Genomic DNA, 14544 nt, shown 5'->3' with positions numbered 1-14544 from the left:
GCGACCGCGCGCGTTGACGGAAGCGGAACAGCGCGCGCGCCACCGGCCGCCCGTCCGCGTCGTACGGTGCAGGTCCCCTCACCCGGAGCTCCGAAGCATGCGCCGCCCGTCCTTCGCCCTCGCCGCATTCCTGCTCGCCGCCGCCGCGCCGGCGCATGCCCAGACCCGCGCCGACAGCGCGGGCGTCCGCCAGGCCTCGCTCGACTACCTGGACGGCTTCTACGAGGGCGACTCGACGAAGCACGTGCGCTCCATCCGCCCCGAGGTCTACAAGTACGGCTTCGGTCGGTCGCGCGACTCGGTGCGCTACAACCCGGGCCAGCAGATGACGTGGCCGCAGTTCCACGCGTTCGCGAACCGCGTGAAGGCGAGCGGCAAGGCGCCCGATCCGAAGTGGCCGAAGCAGATCGAGCTGCTCGACGTGATGGATCAGACCGCGGCGGCGAAGGTCACCGCCTGGTGGGGCACCGACTACCTGCTGATGGGGAAGTTCGACAACCGCTGGATGATCACGCACGTGCTGTGGCAGTCGCCGATGCCCAAGCCCGCGTCGGCCACGCGCTGATCCGGTCGCGCCGCGTCGTAGGAGACCCGCACAGAGTCCTTCGCGCGGCCGTGAGGGCGAGGGGGCGGGCGCCGGCTCGGAAATCCTCGCGGCGGAGCCCCTACGGGTCTCCGCACGCGACGATTTCAGGTCGCTCGGCGCCCACCCCCTCGCCCCCACGTCCCACAGGCGGGCGCGCAATCATGGAGCACGCAGCGCACCCTGTATCGTGGCCGCGACGGGGCACGTGCATCCGCTCCTCCATGTCGTGACGCGGGCCTCTGGGGAAGGAGGGACGCAGGGGTCCCGCCGAGCGACCTGAAAATGGGGCGTGCCGAGACACGAGCGCGCAGCGCTCCGTGGCTCGACCGCCCCATTTTCCGAGCCGGCGGGGCCCCTGCGTTCCGACGACCACGCACGGAGCCCAGCCCGCCGAACGAACGATCAGGACAGCGCGTGCAACCGCACCTGCAACTGGTCGCGATAGGTGCGCGAGAGCTTCAGCTGCGTGCCGTCCTTGAGGAGCACGATGTAGTCCCCCGCGAACCACGGCTGCAGCTCCTTGATGCGATCGATGTTCACGATCGTGCTGCGGTGGATGCGCGCGAATCGGTCCGGCGTCAGCGACGCCTCGACCACGCTCAGCGCCTCGCGGATCAGGTGCGTCGTCGTGCCGACGTGCACGCGCACGTAGTTGCCGTGCGCCTCGAACCAGTCCACCTCGTTGACGCGCACGAAGAAGACGCGCCCGTTCGCCTTGATCGTCAGGCGGTCCGCGTAGCGCTGCCGCTCGGGGAGCACGCCCGCGGCCGCGGCGGCCGCCGCGCCGCCGCCGTCCACCTCCTCGTTCGCGAGCACCGTCGCGAGCATCGCTTTCAGCCGGCGGCCCATGCTCGCGGTGCTGGCGCGGTCCAGGTGGTCGCGCGCGCGCGTGAACGCCTCGCGGAAGCGGTCCGCGGTGACGGGCTTCAGCAGGTAGTCGAGCGCGTGCACCTCGAACGCGCGAAGCGCGTACGCGTCGTACGCGGTCACGAAGATGACCGGCGGCATGCGGTCCGCCCCGACCTCGGCGATCACGCCGAAGCCGTCGAGGTCGGGCATCTGCACGTCGAGGAGCGCGAGGTCGATCGGCTCGGTGCGCAGCATGCGCACCGCTTCGGTGCCGCTGCCGCATTCGGCGACGACGTCGGCGTCCGTCTCGGCGCGCAGGAAGCGCAGCAGGCGGCGTCGGGCGAGCGGCTCGTCGTCGGCCAGGAGGACTCGGATCGGCATGTGCGATCGGATGGACGGGAGATTCAGGACGCGACTCAGGACGCGGCGGCCAGCGAGGCGCCGCCTGCGGGGCCGGCGTTGCCGCTGGTGCCTTCGGCCGCGCGGACGCGCGCCACCAGCCACGGGCCGGTGCGCGTCACCCGCACCACGCCGCCCGAGACGTTGGCGGCGTCGGACGCGCCGGCGGTCACGGTGACGCGCACCTCGAGCGCGTCGGCGTCGGCGAGGGCCACGCGCGCGGACGCGACGTCGAGCACGCGGCGCAGCGCGCCGGCGCTCAGCGTCGCGCCCTGCAGGTCGGCCGGCACGTCGCTGCGCAGGCGCACGGGGCGCCCCGCCGTGAGCGACAGCACGTCGAGCGACTGCTCCAGCAGCGACAGCTCCTCGCGCACGGTCGGCGCGCGCGTGGCGCGCGACTCGTCGAGCAGCGTGCGCAGCAGGTCGGCCAGCCGCTCGACGATCGACTCGGCGCGCTCGGGCTGGGTCACGGCCACGTCGGCCGCGCCCGTGAGCACGCCGGCGACGAACTCCGGCCGCAGCTCCACGGCGACGCTGCGCACGCGCGTCATCTCGAGGTCGGCTTCCAGCCGCGCCGTCGCGACCGCGCGCTCGCGGTGCCACACCGAGAAGTCGCGCGCGTGCGACCACGCCACCAGCGACGCGTAGATCACGCCGTTGAGCGTCATCGGGAAGACGACGGCGATCGAGAACAGCGGCACGTCGGCGCCGAACACGGCGCGCGCCACCGCGACCTGCGCCACCGCGATCACCGCGCACACGACGACGTGCAGCGCGAGCGGGCCCGCCCACCGCTCGCGCGACAGGCGCACGCGGCGCGCGAGCCAGAACACGAGCGGCGTCAGCAGCGCCCACGTGCCGGCGCCGACGAACTGCACGAGGTAGTTGCGCGCCTCGTCCAGCCGCGCGATGCCGCCGAGCCCCATCAGCAGGACCTGGAGGCACCAGACGAGCGCGCACGCGGTCCAGAAGCCCGCGATGGCGCGGAACGGCACGCGCAGCCCCGGCGACACCGCGACGGCGTCGCCCGCCGGCTCGGCCGCCACGGCGGGCGGCTCGGGCGCGGGCGCATCGCGGCGCGCGGCCGCGGCGGGCGCCAGCTCGACGACGATCGCCGCGTCCGGCGGCGGCGCGCTCTCGATGGGCGGCGTCGCACCCACGCGCGTCGGCGCGTGCGCGGGGGCCGAGCGGGCGGGGAGCTCGAGCTCCACCGTCGTGCCGACGCCGGGATCGTAGCGGATGTCGAAGCGGTGCCACTCGCCGTAGAGCTGCGCCAGCCGGTCGCGCGTGTTGCGCAGGCCGATGCCGTGGCCGCCCGTGCGCGTCACCGACGGACGCTCCGTGGCCAGCGGCGGCGCGCCGTCGTTCGTCACCGACAGGTGCAGGCGCTCGGCGCCCGGCGTGCCCGGGAGCAGCGCCGTCGCGACGCGCACCTGCCCCTGCCCGCTCGCCAGGCCGTGGCGGATCGCGTTCTCGACCAGCGGCTGCAGCACGAACGCGGGGACCAGCAGGTCCATCGCGCGCGGATCGAAGTCGTACGTCACGGTCAGCGCGTCGCCGAAGCGCGTGCGCTGCACGTCCACGTACGCGTCGAGCACGTGCAGCTCGTCGTACAGGCGCACCTCGGCGTCGGTGAGGTGCGCGGTGGCGGCGCGCAGCAGGCGCGCGAGCTGCCGCAGCATCCGCTCGGCGACGCTCGGCGCTTCCTGCGTCAGCTCGGCGGTGACGTTGAGCGCGTTGAACAGGAAGTGCGGCTGCAGCTGCCGCTGCAGGTACGCGAGGCGCGCGCGCGCGAGGCGCGCCTCGGCCAGCAGCGCGTGGCGCGCGCGCTCGACGTAGGCGCGGTGCGAGTTGGCCGCGCGCGACAGCGCGACCAGCAGCGCGTAGAGGAAGACGTAGTAGTCGAGCAGCCGCCCCAGCATGCCGAGCAGCGACGGCGCGCCCTCGCCGCGGTAGATGACGGCGAACAGCGCCCACCGCAGCACGATGCTCGCGACCGAGAGGCCGAGGGCAGCCGCGCCGTGCAGCGCGACGCTGCGCGCGAGGCCCACGCGCTCCGGTGCGAGGCGCACGGTGAGCCGGCGGACGAGCGGCGTCACGGCGGCCCAGAACGCGCCGACGCCGAACATCACCGGCACGCTCCACCCGAAGGTCGCCGTCCCCTGCGTGGCGGTGACCTCGAACAGCATCACCATCATCGCGCTGTAGCCAGCCCAGGCGGCCAGCACGAGCGGCCAGCCGCGCCGCGGGCGCTGCGCCGCGGCGGTGGCCAGCGGCGTGGCGACGGTCAGGAGCCCCGTGACCGGGAGCGCGCCCGGCGGCATGCCGAGCGGCAGGCCGTCGGACGGCGGGGCGGACGCGTGGGGGCGGAGGGCGCGCGGGAGGCTCGACATCGGCGGCTGGGGCCCGCGCCCGCGCGACGCGGGAGAGGGAGGGTGACGTCCTGAGGATAGGGACGGGATCGCGACGCGCGAAGGGCGTGTGGGCCCGGGCGCGATGCCTCCCGTCAGGCCACCAGCCGGTACCCCGCGCGCGAGACGGTCACGATGTAGCGCGGCCGCTCAGGCACGGGCTCGAGCTTCCGGCGCAGCGCGAAGATGTGCGAGTCGACGGTGCGCGTGGTCGTGTCGGGCGCGTAGCCCCAGACGGCCGACAGCAGCTCGGCGCGCGTGACGACGCGGCCGCGGCGCTCCCAGAGCGTCTGCAGCAGCGCGAACTCCTTGGGGCGGAGCGGGACCGCCATGCCGTGCCGGCGGGCGCACCGCGCGTCCGGATCCACCGTCCAGCCGCCGAGCATGGGAGAGGCAGCCAGGTCGGCGGGGGCGGCGTCGGCGCGCATGCCGTCGCGGCGGCGGACCACCGCGCCCACGCGGGCCAGCAGCTCGGCCCAGGCGCAGGGCTTCACGACGTAGTCGTCGGCGCCGGCGTCGAAGGCGGCCAGCTTGTCGTCGAGCGCGTCGCTGCGGCTGACCACGAGCGCCGCCGGCAGGGCGCGCGCGTCGCGGAGCAGGTGCAGCAGCGTGACGCCGTCCAGGTCGGGGAGCGCGAGCTCGGTGACCACGACGTCGGGACGCCGCTCGCAGGCCGCGGCCAGCGCGGCCTCGCCGGCCGGCTCGACCCGCGCACGGTAGCCCGCGCGCTCGAGGTGGTGCGCCAGCAGCAGGGCGTGCGGCGTGTCCGAGTCGACGATGAGGGCGTGCAGCATGGCGGGGAGCGCGGCGAGGACGTGGAGCACGGCCGGACGAGGGCGTCCGGACACGGCACACGATCGGGGGTGGGACGCACCGCGACAACGAAGTCGGGACGGGACGCGCGCCTCAGGACGCCGGGCGCGGCTGGAGTGGGACGAAACGTCGCCAGCAGATGCGGGCCGGGGGCCTCCCGGCCGGTGGGCGCAAGAGGGGGCACAGCAAACGAACCGATCGTCGACAGCTCAGGGGACGAGGCGAACGACACGCCGCGGCGTCCTCCTTCCAGCGGTTCCCCGCGCCGCGCGTAGACCAGACGGCACGGAATCGCGCGCATTCGGATGCATTCCCGGCGCGCTCCGCTGGTGTCTCCGTACTCCACCGTACCATCATTCGCGCATGCCCAAGCGCGCCACCGTCAGCGCCGGACTCCTGCTCTACCGCCGTGCGGCGGGGGGCGGCCTCGAGGTGTTCCTCGCGCATCCGGGCGGCCCGTTCTGGCGGCAGCGCGACGCCGGCGCCTGGACCATCCCCAAGGGCGTGGTCAACGACGGCGAGGAGCTGCTCGCCGCGGCGCAGCGCGAGTTCCAGGAGGAGACCGGCGTCCCCGCGACGGGGCCCTTCCTCGCCCTCGGCTCCATCCGGCAGCGGTCGGGGAAGCAGGTCCACGCGTGGGCCTGGGAGGGCGACGCCGATCCGGCGCGGGTCACCAGCAACTCGATGCAGTGCGAGTGGCCGCGCGGCTCGGGGACGTGGATCACCTTCCCCGAGGTGGACCGCTGCGCCTGGTTCGACCTGCCGACGGCGCGCGGCAAGCTCCTCGCCGCGCAGGCCGAGCTGCTCGATCGGCTGGAGGCGGCGCTCGCGCGCGAGGTGCGGACGGCCTGACCGCGCTCGGGCGATGGGAACCGGCGTGACCGCGGACGCGCTTCGTCCGCACCACCTCCGGTTGCCCCGCGCATGCCACTCCTCGTTCCGTCGCCCGCCCCGCGCTCCTGGCCGAATGTCAGGCGATGCCTGAGGGCACGAAGTGTAAGTAGCTGCGCTTCAACGTCGTCGCCTCTGGTATTTGAAGCGACGCGGGAGGCGCGGTGACGGGATCTGGCCTGCCGGCGTCGGTCCTGGCCGTCCTGCTGCTGGCACAGGCTCTCGCCGCGGTGCGCGTGGGCTGTCGCCTGCTGCCCGGACGCCATCGGCTGCCGCCCGTCGAGCCGCTGCCCGACGGACCGACCGACACGACGGTCTCGGTGGTCGTCGCGACGCTCGACGAGGCGCACCGGATCGCGCCCTGCCTGACCGGCCTGCGCGCGCAGGGCGCCCCCATGCTCGAGGCGCTCGTCGTCGACTCGCGCTCAACCGACGGGACGCGTGCGCTGGTCGAAGCCGCGGGGATGGCCGACCCGCGCATCCGTCTGCTCACCGATGCGCCCCTCCCCGCCGGCTGGGTCGGGAAGGTCTGGGCGCTGGAGACCGGTCTGCGCCACGCGCGCGGCGAATGGGTGCTCGGGCTCGACGCGGACGTCGAGCCAGATCCCGGGCTCGTCGGCGCCGCCGTCGCGGCAGCTCGGCGCCACCATCTGGATGTCGTGTCGTTCGCGCCCCGGTTCGCCGGTCAGACGGCGGGCGAGCGCTGGCTGCAGCCGGCGATGCTGGCGACGCTCCTCTACCGCGTAGGCGCCGTCGGGGCGGCGGGCACCGCGCCAGACCGGGTGATGGCGAACGGCCAGTGCTTCCTCGCCCGGCGCGAGGTGCTCGTCCGGCACGGCGGCTACGCGCCCGCCCGCGCCTCGTTCTGCGACGACGTCTCGCTCGCCCGCCACCTCGCGCGGCGCGGGGCGCGCGTCGGCTTCCTGGACGGCTCGCGCCTCTACCGTGTGCGCTCGTACGCGTCGGCGGCCGAGGCGTGGCGCGAGTGGGGGCGGTCGTTCGACCTGAGCGACGCGGCGGGCGGGGCGCGGCAGGCGCTCGACGTCGCGACCGTCACGCTCGTCCAGGGGCTTCCGCTGGTCGTGCTGGCCGCGATCCCGCCGGTCGCCGCGAAGCTGTCGCCCGGGTGGCTCCCGACTGCGCTCCTGGCGCTGAACCTCGCCCTCGTCGCGATCCGCGTGCTGCTGCTGGTCGCCATGCGCGGGTCGTACGAGCGGCGCGGGCTTCCGTACTGGCTCAGCGTCGCCGCCGATCCGGCCGCCGTCGCGCGGCTCTGGCTCTCGACGCTCCGGCGCCCGCGCGCCTGGCGCGGCCGGCGGTACGACATCCTGCGGGCCACCGAGTGAGCCGCCAGGCGCCAGGGGCGATCGCGTGGTGATCGCCATCGCATCCTGACGCGCCGTCCCATCGCACCCGGCGCGTCCGCGCGCCATCTTTCCTGCCGGCCCGCCCGCCACCTCGCGGGCGGCCGCCCGTCCCTGTCCCGAGGTCCGCGTCCGATGTCCCGACCGTCGCTCCTCCGCCCCGCGCTGCTCTCGACCGCCACGCTCGCCGCCCTGATCGCCGCGCCCGCGGGCGTGCGTGCGCAGGCGCCCGCGACGCCGGCCGCCGCCGCGCCCGCGCCCACCGCGCCGGCCCCCGAGATCGGCCAGGCCGCGCCCGACTTCACCCTCGCCTGGGCCGACGCGTCCGGCACCCGCGCGACGCCCGTCTCGCTGGCGGCGCAGAAGGGGAAGGTCGTCGTGGTCGCCTTCTATCCGAAGGACCGCACCACCGGCTGCACGGCGGAGCTGACCAAGTTCCGCGACGAGTTCGACACGCTCTTCGGCAAGGACGTCGTCGTCCTTCCGATCTCCGCGGACAGCGTGGCGACGCACACCGACTGGGCGAAGGAGATGAAGTTCCCGTTCGCGCTCGTGTCGGACCCGCAGCTGACGGCGGCGGACGCGTACGGCTCGCACGTCGCCGGCCGCCCGACCTCCGGGCGCACCGTCTTCGTCATCGGCAAGGACGGCACGATCGCCTGGCGCGACCTGCGCTTCAACGCGCTGAACGAGGGTGCGTATCAGGCGCTGGCGGCCGCCGTCGCCAAGGCGCGCGGCAGCTGACCGTCCGCCGACCGTCGGCGCGCTCCCCCTTCCCTTCGCCCCGCGTCTTCCGGAGACTCCCGTGAACGAGAAGCAGCTCGCGAAGCTCATCAAGCAGAACCAGGCGAAGGCGCAGGCCAAGGCCCAGAAGCCGCGCTCCGGCCGCGCGTTCGACCCGACCCTCGTGACGAACAACGAGGAGGAGGGGGACGCGGAGCGGCAGCAGCTGTTCAAGGAGCTGAAGCGCCGCGAGTTCTGAGCGAGTTCTGACCGCCCTCTGCTGAGGGTGGGAACGCGCGAGGGGCCGTCCCGACATCGTCGGGACGGCCCCTCGCGCATGCGGCTCGTGCTGTCGTACACGCCGGAGCGCCGGCGGTCGCGCAGGACGACCGTCGGGGCGGTGTGTACCCGGACCTACCCGAGCGCGGCGCGGTGATCGCAGGGGCGCGAGGCCCCGACCGATCGACCTGGGCGCCGGCTCAGCGCGACGCGCGGTTCTTGGAGCGCGCGTTGCGGCGCGCCGCGGCGGCCTTCAGCTGCCGGGCCTCGCTCGGCTTCAGGTAGTGCCGCTTCTTGCGCACGTCCTTCAGGATGCCGGCCTTGAGGACCTTCCGCTTGAACGCCTTGAGCGCCCACTCGATCCGGTCGTCGTCGCCAAGTCGAACTTCGATCACGCGTGTACCTCTGGGAGATGAGGGCCGCCGTCCATGGCGGCTGGGTGCTGAAAGGCCGGCCCGACGTGCGCCGGGCCGGCCCGAGACGGCTGCGGCCAGGTTGCCCCGGCCGCAGCGATCAGGCTTACTGGCCGAGCTTGACGACGTTCTCGGCCGCCGGACCCTTCTGGCCCTGGACGACCTCGAACTCGACGCGCTCGCCCTCGGCGAGCGACTTGAAGCCACGGCCCTGGATGGCCGAGTGGTGCACGAAGCAGTCCTTGTCGCCGTTCTCGGGCGTGATGAAGCCAAAGCCCTTGGCGTCGTTGAACCACTTCACGGTGCCGGTCGTACGCATTGCGGAACTCCGAGAGAAGAAGAGAGTCGGAGTCCGGTCCTGCCGTACCATCCGACGAGAAGCCCGCGCCCGAGGGCACGGAGCAGCTAGGTTGTGCAGCGAAAAGGGGCCACCGCGAGAGCGAGGCCCCAGGGTCGTCGACGTCCGTAGCCGCTGCGCTGTATTTTGCGCACTCGCAACCTATGCGGCGCCGTGCGCCGACGCAATCGGCCTCTTCCCGCCCGCATGCCCGTCCCACGCACCTTCTCGCTCGTCCTCGGCCTCGTCATGATCGCGCTCGGGGCGTTCGTCGCCATCCGCGCGCTCTGGGTCGGCGCCTCGCTCACCCGCCAGCCGCTGCTCGACGTCGGCTTCGCGCTCTTCTTCCTGGTCCGCGGCGCGCTCTACCTGCGCGCGGCCCGGCGCCCCGCCGGTCCCACCGGCCCCCGCTGACCGGCGCCCGGTCCCGGTGCCCAGCCTCTACGACCTGGCGGCCCGGCTGCAGGCGTTCGCCGCGGGCGAGCTGACGCGCGAGGCGCTCGACGCCTGGATCGCGCCGGTCCTCGCCGCCGATCCGCTGGACGTCGAGCACTCCGACGCGGTGCCGTGGGAGGACGCCCCCGACGAGGAGCGCCTCTTCTGGCGGCTGCTCTATCTGGTGGAGTCGAGCGAGCCCGATGACGCGGGCGAGCCCGCGCTGCGCGCGCTCGCCGGCCGCGCGGTGCGCTGCCTCGCCAGCACGGTGAGCCCCGCCGACACGCTCGAGCTGCTGCCGCTGGTGATCGACCAGCCGCGCCTGTGCACGATCGTCGAGCGGCACGCGCAGGGGCTCGTCTCGCGCACGGGCTTCCTCTCCGTGCTGGCGAACGCGGGCTATCCGCCGCACGCGAAGCTCTGGCTGACGCACGCCGACGCCGACGCGCTGGCCGCGCTGTGCGAGCGGCTGAGTGCCGGCGACTACGCCGCGGTCGCGCGCATGCTGGAGAGCGCGCCGGGGCGCGCACCGCAGCCCGACCCACGCGCGTAGATTCGCCGCTCGCCCGCACGCTTCGCTTCGCCCCGATCGCATGGCCATGTCTCCCGAGCTCCGCCGCGGCCTCGCCGCCCTCCTCGCCGGCACCGCCGCGTCGCTCGCCGCGCTGCTGGCGACCACCGCGATGCGCGCGCGCGCCTGCGCCGACGCCGGCGGCGAGTGGATGGAGGGCGTGCGCCGCTGCGCGATGCCCGGTGGCGCGGCCGAGCCGTCGATGTCGCGCAGCGCGCTCGTCGGCGCGCTGGTGGGGCTCGCGACGCTGGTGACGCTCTGGCGCACGTACACCTTCTTCGCCGCGCGCCGCGCGAGCGGCGGCCGCTGACGCGCATGGCCGGCGACGATCGCCGCGACGGCGACGACCGCGATCCGCGCGATCCGCGCGATCCGCTGCTGCGCGCCGCCAATGCGCTCGGCGGCGCGATCGGTGGCGCGCGGCGCGTGGCCGGCGCGCTGCGCGACGCGATCGCACGCGACGACGAGCCCGCGCCGCATCACGTGGTGGGATACCGCGGCTACGGCACCGGCAACACCGCGCTGGTGCAGGCGCGCGCGCTGCGGCGGCGTGCGTTCTCGAAGGCGGACGCCGCGCTCCCGCGGTGGCGCAACCTGCTCGACGCGCTGCGCCGCATCCGCAGCGATCCGCTGCCGCACGCGCAGGTGACCGCCCGGCTGGCGGGCACCGCGCACGCGCTGCGCGCCGACGACGAGGGCTTCGTGCACCGCTGGGTCACGCTGCCGCAGCCGCTGGCGCCGGGCGCGTGGCATCCGGTGCAGTTCGCGCTCGCGGAGAACGCGGCGCCCGGCGACCCCGATGCGCGCGCGACGGCCCACGTGCTCGTGCCGCCCGCGAACGCGCGCTTCGGCGTCATCAGCGACATGGACGACACGGTGCTGCAGTCGGACGTGACGAGCTTCCTCAGCGCCGCGCGCATGGTGCTGCTGGAGAACGCGCGCACGCGGCTGCCGTTTCCCGGCGTGGCGGCGTTCTACCGCGCGCTGCAGGCGGCGGTGCCGGGCGGTGTCGGCGGCGACGGCGCGGGCAACCCGATCTTCTACGTCTCCAGCAGCCCCTGGAACCTGTACGACGTGATCGCCGACTTCCTGGACGCGCAGACGATCCCCGCGGGACCGCTCCTGCTGCGCGACTGGGACCTCGGCCCCTCGCTGCGCAGCAACCGCGGGCACAAGCTGGCGCGCATCCGCGAGGTGTTCGCGACGTACCCGCAGCTCCCCTTCCTCCTGGTGGGCGACAGCACGCAGGAGGATCCCGAGATCTACGGCACGCTGGCGCGCGAGTATCCCGGGCGCGTGCTGGCGATCTACATCCGCGACGTGCACCGCGACGCGGCGCGCCGCACCGCGATCCAGGCGCTGGCGGCCGACGTGCAGGCGACGGGCGCGGCGCTCGTGCTGGCCGACGACACGCTGGCCGCGGCGCGCCACGCCGCGGCGCACGGCTGGATCGCGCCCGCTGCGGTGGATGCCGTCGCCGCCGCGTCGGCGGCCGAGGCGGACCGGGCGCGCGCGGAGCGTCAGGGGGCGGCGCCGGAGACGCCCGGCGTCCCGACCGACGCGCCGCACCCCGCGCATGCGGCGCCCACGCTGGTGGTGGACGAGACGCTCCCCAAGCACCCGCCCGCCTGACGCGGCGGCCGACGGTCGACATCTTGCCCGACCAGCGGGCAGCACCCGCCGTCCCACGCGATCCAGTCTCCAGCCCCGCGCCGCCATGTCACACGGGTCCCAGGAAGCCAAGCCGGGCGACACCGTCCGCATCCACTACACGGGGACGCTGCGCGACGGCAGCGAGTTCGACTCGTCGCGCGGGCGCGAGCCGCTCGCGTTCACGATCGGCGCGGGCGACGTGATCCCGGGCTTCGACGCCGCGGTCACGGGGATGACCGTCGGCGAGCAGAAGACGGTGACCATCCCGGCGGCCGAGGCGTACGGCGCGCAGCGGCCGGAGCTCGTGGTGACGGTGCCGCGCGCGCAGGTGCCGCCGCAGATCACGCCGCGCGTCGGGCAGCGGCTGCAGCTCGGGCGCGGCGACCAGGCGCTGATGGTCGTCGTGCGCGAGGTCGGCGACGACACGCTGACGCTCGACGGCAACCACCCGCTGGCGGGCGAGGACCTGACGTTCGCGCTCGAGCTGGTGGAGGTGCAGGAGGCCGCGGCCGCGGGGACGTCGCGCCCGTGACGCTGCGCTGGCTGGTGGCCGCCGCGCACCTCCTGGCGCTGGGCATCGGGCTGGGCGCGGTGTGGGGCCGTTCGCGCGCGCTGCGGGGGCCGGTGCTCGACAACGCCGCCATCCGCCGCGCGCTGGCGGCCGACGCGTGGTGGGGCGTGGCCGCGCTCCTCTGGCTGGGGACGGGCGTGTGGCGCGCGTTCGGCGGGCTGGAGAAGGGGACGAGCTACTACCTGGCGAACACCGCGTTCCACGCCAAGATGGGGCTCTTCCTGCTGGTCCTCGTCCTCGAGATCCGGCCGATGCTGACGCTGATGCGCTGGCGGCGCGCGCTCTCCCGCGGGACGCGCCTCGACACCGAGGGCGCGCGCACGATCTCGCGGCTGAGTGCCGTGCAGGCGCTGCTGATCGTCGGCATCGTGCTCGCCGCCACGGCGATGGCGCGCGGGCTGGGCCTGCGTGGCTGACCGCGGACGGGTCCCGCGTCCGGGCCCGTCCTGAAACCGCGCTCCGGCGCCCGACGTAGACGGCCACATGCCGCAGCAGCATCCCGAGATCCCGGCCGCGCCCCCGGTGCCGCCTCCCGTGCAGTTCCCGGCGGGCTCGCCCGCGGCGGAGGTGTTCGGCGCCCGCACCGCGGTGTCCGTCCCCACGACCGCCCGCGAGATGCGCGCGCTGCGCTCGCGCCGCTCCGAGCTCTCGAACCAGCTGAACTCCGCCGCCGACCGTCGCGAGCGGCTGGTCAACGAGCTGCGGCGCATGCCCGAGGGTCAGGCGCGCGAGGGGGTGGAGCAGCGCATCCAGCTGCTCGACCAGCGCATCCTGCAGCTCGAGACCGACATCGCGCAGACCGGCCAGCTGGTGGTGGCCGCGCCGGCCGAGCTGCTCACGTCGAGCAGCGAGGCGACCCGGATCATCCAGACCGGCGGCCCCCGGATCGACGTCGCCCCGATCGGCGTCGCGTTCACGCTGGCGGTGCTGATGCCGATCGCGATCGCGTTCGCGCGGCGGATCTGGAAGCGTACGGGCGCGGCGCCGGTGCGCGCCGCCTCGCGCGAGGACACCGAGCGGCTGATGCGCCTGGAGCAGGCGGTCGACACGATCGCGGTCGAGGTCGAGCGCATCTCCGAGGGGCAGCGCTTCGTGACGCAGCTGCTCGCGCACGCCCAGGAGCAGCGGCAGCTGGCGCCGGTTCCGACCCTCGAGGCCGCCGCGGAGCGACGCTGACTTCCGCGCCGCCCGCCGTCATGCCCGCGGTGCGTGCGGGGGCGGCCGGCATTCGTGCGCAGGTGCGCGGGCCTGACGCTGGGCTCCGGCTCCCCGCGATCTCACACGGCGGAGCCTCACTGCTTGCGCGTGAGTCTCCTTGGTCATCTCGCAGGTCGCCTCCGCCCAGCATCAGGCCCGCGCCCCCACAGGTCGGCGGCAGGCGGCACTGGAGGGCGTGAGTGACGTGGCGGCGGCGCGGTCTCCGCGCGGGAGGACCGGCCGCCGGCATGAGCACGCGACCAAGCCTCTACGCACTCCTGACGAAGTCGCCCGTGGGCACGACGGCAAGACGGTGCTAGCGTAGCGCGAGCCTCCTCCCCTCCTCGATTCCCTCCCTCCGCATGCCGACCCGACCCCTCCATCTCGCGGCTCTGGTAGTGGCTGCGGGCCTCGTCGCGCCCGTGGGCGCGCAGGCGCCGGCCCGTCCCGCCAGCTGGCGCGCGGCGTTCGACGCCGTGGGGGTGCCGGACAGCGCGCTCGCCTTCGCGGCCATGCCGCCGGGCTGGCACCTGACCGCGCCCGCGACCGGCGGGATGGTGTGGGATCCGGCGCACGTCGTCCGCGGGACGCCGCGCATCGAGAGCGAGCTGTTCCTGTTCGCGAAGGCGCCCGGCACCGGCACCGGGCTGCTCGTCGGCGGGCAGGCGCTCGGCGAATCCGGCGCGCGGTGGACCGCGTTCGTCGCCGGGCCCGACGGCCGCTTCCGCGTGCTGCGGCGCGACGGGACGACCGTGCGCGAGCTGGTGCCGTGGACGGCGCATCCCGCCATCCCCGTCCGCCCCGCCGACAAGCCGAACGTGAAGCTCGTCCTCGGCGTCGAGAGCGCGGGCGAGGCGGTGCGCTTCCTCGTGAACGGTGCCGCGGTGGCCGAGCTGCCGCGCACGACGGTGCAGCCGGACGGCGTCGTGGGCTTCCGGCTGGAGCCCGGCACGAACACGCACGTCTCGACGCTGCGGCTGGACGGTCGCAACGTCGCGCCCGAGCCCGCGAAGTCCGCGCACTGACGCACATTCGGCCATCAGTCGCACGGC

At 74.9% G+C, this 14544-nt stretch carries 18 protein-coding genes; 13 read left to right on the top strand and 5 right to left on the bottom strand.

The genetic code is table 11. The annotated features are described in order from the left end of the window. The first annotated feature begins 97 nt into the window (after window positions 1-97). Window positions 98-565, top strand: coding sequence for a nuclear transport factor 2 family protein (locus rosag_RS05170; RefSeq protein ID WP_284348982.1), 468 nt, complete (start codon window positions 98-100; stop codon window positions 563-565). Between the two features lie 423 nt (window positions 566-988). Here rosag_RS05170 and rosag_RS05165 read toward each other — a convergent pair whose 3' ends face one another. The 3 genes from rosag_RS05165 to rosag_RS05155 form a co-directional block, all read right to left on the bottom strand. Further along, window positions 989-1816 (bottom strand): LytR/AlgR family response regulator transcription factor, encoded by an 828-nt coding sequence (locus rosag_RS05165; protein ID WP_284348981.1) that lies wholly within the window; start codon window positions 1814-1816, stop codon window positions 989-991. 35 nt (window positions 1817-1851) lie between these two features. Further along, complete coding sequence (locus tag rosag_RS05160; protein WP_284348979.1) at window positions 1852-4227, bottom strand: histidine kinase; 2376 nt, start codon at window positions 4225-4227, stop codon at window positions 1852-1854. Between the two features lie 113 nt (window positions 4228-4340). After that, the gene (locus rosag_RS05155) at window positions 4341-5039 is read right to left on the bottom strand and encodes a response regulator transcription factor (RefSeq protein WP_284348978.1); all 699 of its coding nucleotides are present in this window, start codon (window positions 5037-5039) and stop codon (window positions 4341-4343) included. Between the two features lie 382 nt (window positions 5040-5421). Here rosag_RS05155 and rosag_RS05150 point away from each other — a divergent pair, with 382 nt between their 5' ends. From rosag_RS05150 to rosag_RS05135, 4 genes are all read left to right on the top strand, one after another. Then, on the top strand, window positions 5422-5910 hold the full coding sequence (locus tag rosag_RS05150; RefSeq protein ID WP_284348977.1) for an NUDIX hydrolase: 489 nt from the start codon (window positions 5422-5424) through the stop codon (window positions 5908-5910). Between the two features lie 203 nt (window positions 5911-6113). After that, complete coding sequence (locus rosag_RS05145) at window positions 6114-7295, top strand: glycosyltransferase family 2 protein (RefSeq protein ID WP_284348976.1); 1182 nt, start codon at window positions 6114-6116, stop codon at window positions 7293-7295. Window positions 7296-7448: 153 nt separating this feature from the next. Beyond that, a complete protein-coding gene (locus rosag_RS05140) occupies window positions 7449-8057 on the top strand; it encodes a peroxiredoxin family protein (protein WP_284348975.1) in 609 nt (202 codons plus the stop codon). Window positions 8058-8118: 61 nt separating this feature from the next. Then, on the top strand, window positions 8119-8295 hold the full coding sequence (locus rosag_RS05135; protein ID WP_284348974.1) for a hypothetical protein: 177 nt from the start codon (window positions 8119-8121) through the stop codon (window positions 8293-8295). 220 nt (window positions 8296-8515) lie between these two features. On the opposite strand, the gene rpsU is transcribed toward rosag_RS05135, so the two are convergent. Beyond that, window positions 8516-8710, bottom strand: coding sequence for a 30S ribosomal protein S21 (gene rpsU, locus rosag_RS05130; protein ID WP_284348973.1), 195 nt, complete (start codon window positions 8708-8710; stop codon window positions 8516-8518). A gap of 124 nt (window positions 8711-8834) precedes the next feature. After that, entirely contained in the window at window positions 8835-9047 is a 213-nt protein-coding gene (locus rosag_RS05125; RefSeq protein WP_284348972.1) for a cold shock domain-containing protein, read from the bottom strand. 225 nt (window positions 9048-9272) lie between these two features. On the opposite strand from rosag_RS05125, the gene rosag_RS05120 reads away from it, so the two are divergent. From rosag_RS05120 to rosag_RS05085, 8 genes are all read left to right on the top strand, one after another. Next, window positions 9273-9479 carry a hypothetical protein gene (locus tag rosag_RS05120; protein WP_284348971.1) on the top strand — a complete coding sequence of 69 codons (207 nt, stop codon included), beginning with the start codon at window positions 9273-9275 and terminating at the stop codon, window positions 9477-9479. 16 nt (window positions 9480-9495) lie between these two features. After that, a complete protein-coding gene (locus rosag_RS05115; protein WP_284348970.1) occupies window positions 9496-10053 on the top strand; it encodes a hypothetical protein in 558 nt (185 codons plus the stop codon). Between the two features lie 46 nt (window positions 10054-10099). Continuing rightward, the gene (locus tag rosag_RS05110; RefSeq protein WP_284348969.1) at window positions 10100-10381 is read left to right on the top strand and encodes a hypothetical protein; all 282 of its coding nucleotides are present in this window, start codon (window positions 10100-10102) and stop codon (window positions 10379-10381) included. 5 nt (window positions 10382-10386) lie between these two features. Continuing rightward, complete coding sequence (locus rosag_RS05105; protein ID WP_284348968.1) at window positions 10387-11703, top strand: App1 family protein phosphatidate phosphatase; 1317 nt, start codon at window positions 10387-10389, stop codon at window positions 11701-11703. An 85-nt stretch (window positions 11704-11788) separates the two neighbouring features. Continuing rightward, window positions 11789-12256, top strand: a complete 468-nt coding sequence (locus rosag_RS05100; protein WP_284348967.1) for an FKBP-type peptidyl-prolyl cis-trans isomerase — start codon at window positions 11789-11791, stop codon at window positions 12254-12256. Next, a complete protein-coding gene (locus rosag_RS05095; RefSeq protein WP_284348966.1) occupies window positions 12253-12711 on the top strand; it encodes a DUF2214 family protein in 459 nt (152 codons plus the stop codon). Before rosag_RS05100 ends, rosag_RS05095 begins: the two co-directional genes overlap by 4 nt. A 67-nt stretch (window positions 12712-12778) precedes the next feature. Further along, window positions 12779-13471, top strand: a complete 693-nt coding sequence (locus rosag_RS05090; RefSeq protein ID WP_284348965.1) for a hypothetical protein — start codon at window positions 12779-12781, stop codon at window positions 13469-13471. A gap of 383 nt (window positions 13472-13854) precedes the next feature. Then, the gene (locus rosag_RS05085) at window positions 13855-14517 is read left to right on the top strand and encodes a hypothetical protein (protein ID WP_284348964.1); all 663 of its coding nucleotides are present in this window, start codon (window positions 13855-13857) and stop codon (window positions 14515-14517) included. Window positions 14518-14544: the final 27 nt, after the last annotated feature.

Origin of the sequence: Roseisolibacter agri (genome assembly GCF_030159095.1) — a bacterium.
Taxonomy (GTDB): Bacteria; Gemmatimonadota; Gemmatimonadetes; order Gemmatimonadales; family Gemmatimonadaceae; genus Roseisolibacter; species Roseisolibacter agri.
Note: the sequence above shows the minus strand (reverse complement) of the source record. Positions and strands in the feature narration are given on the sequence as shown.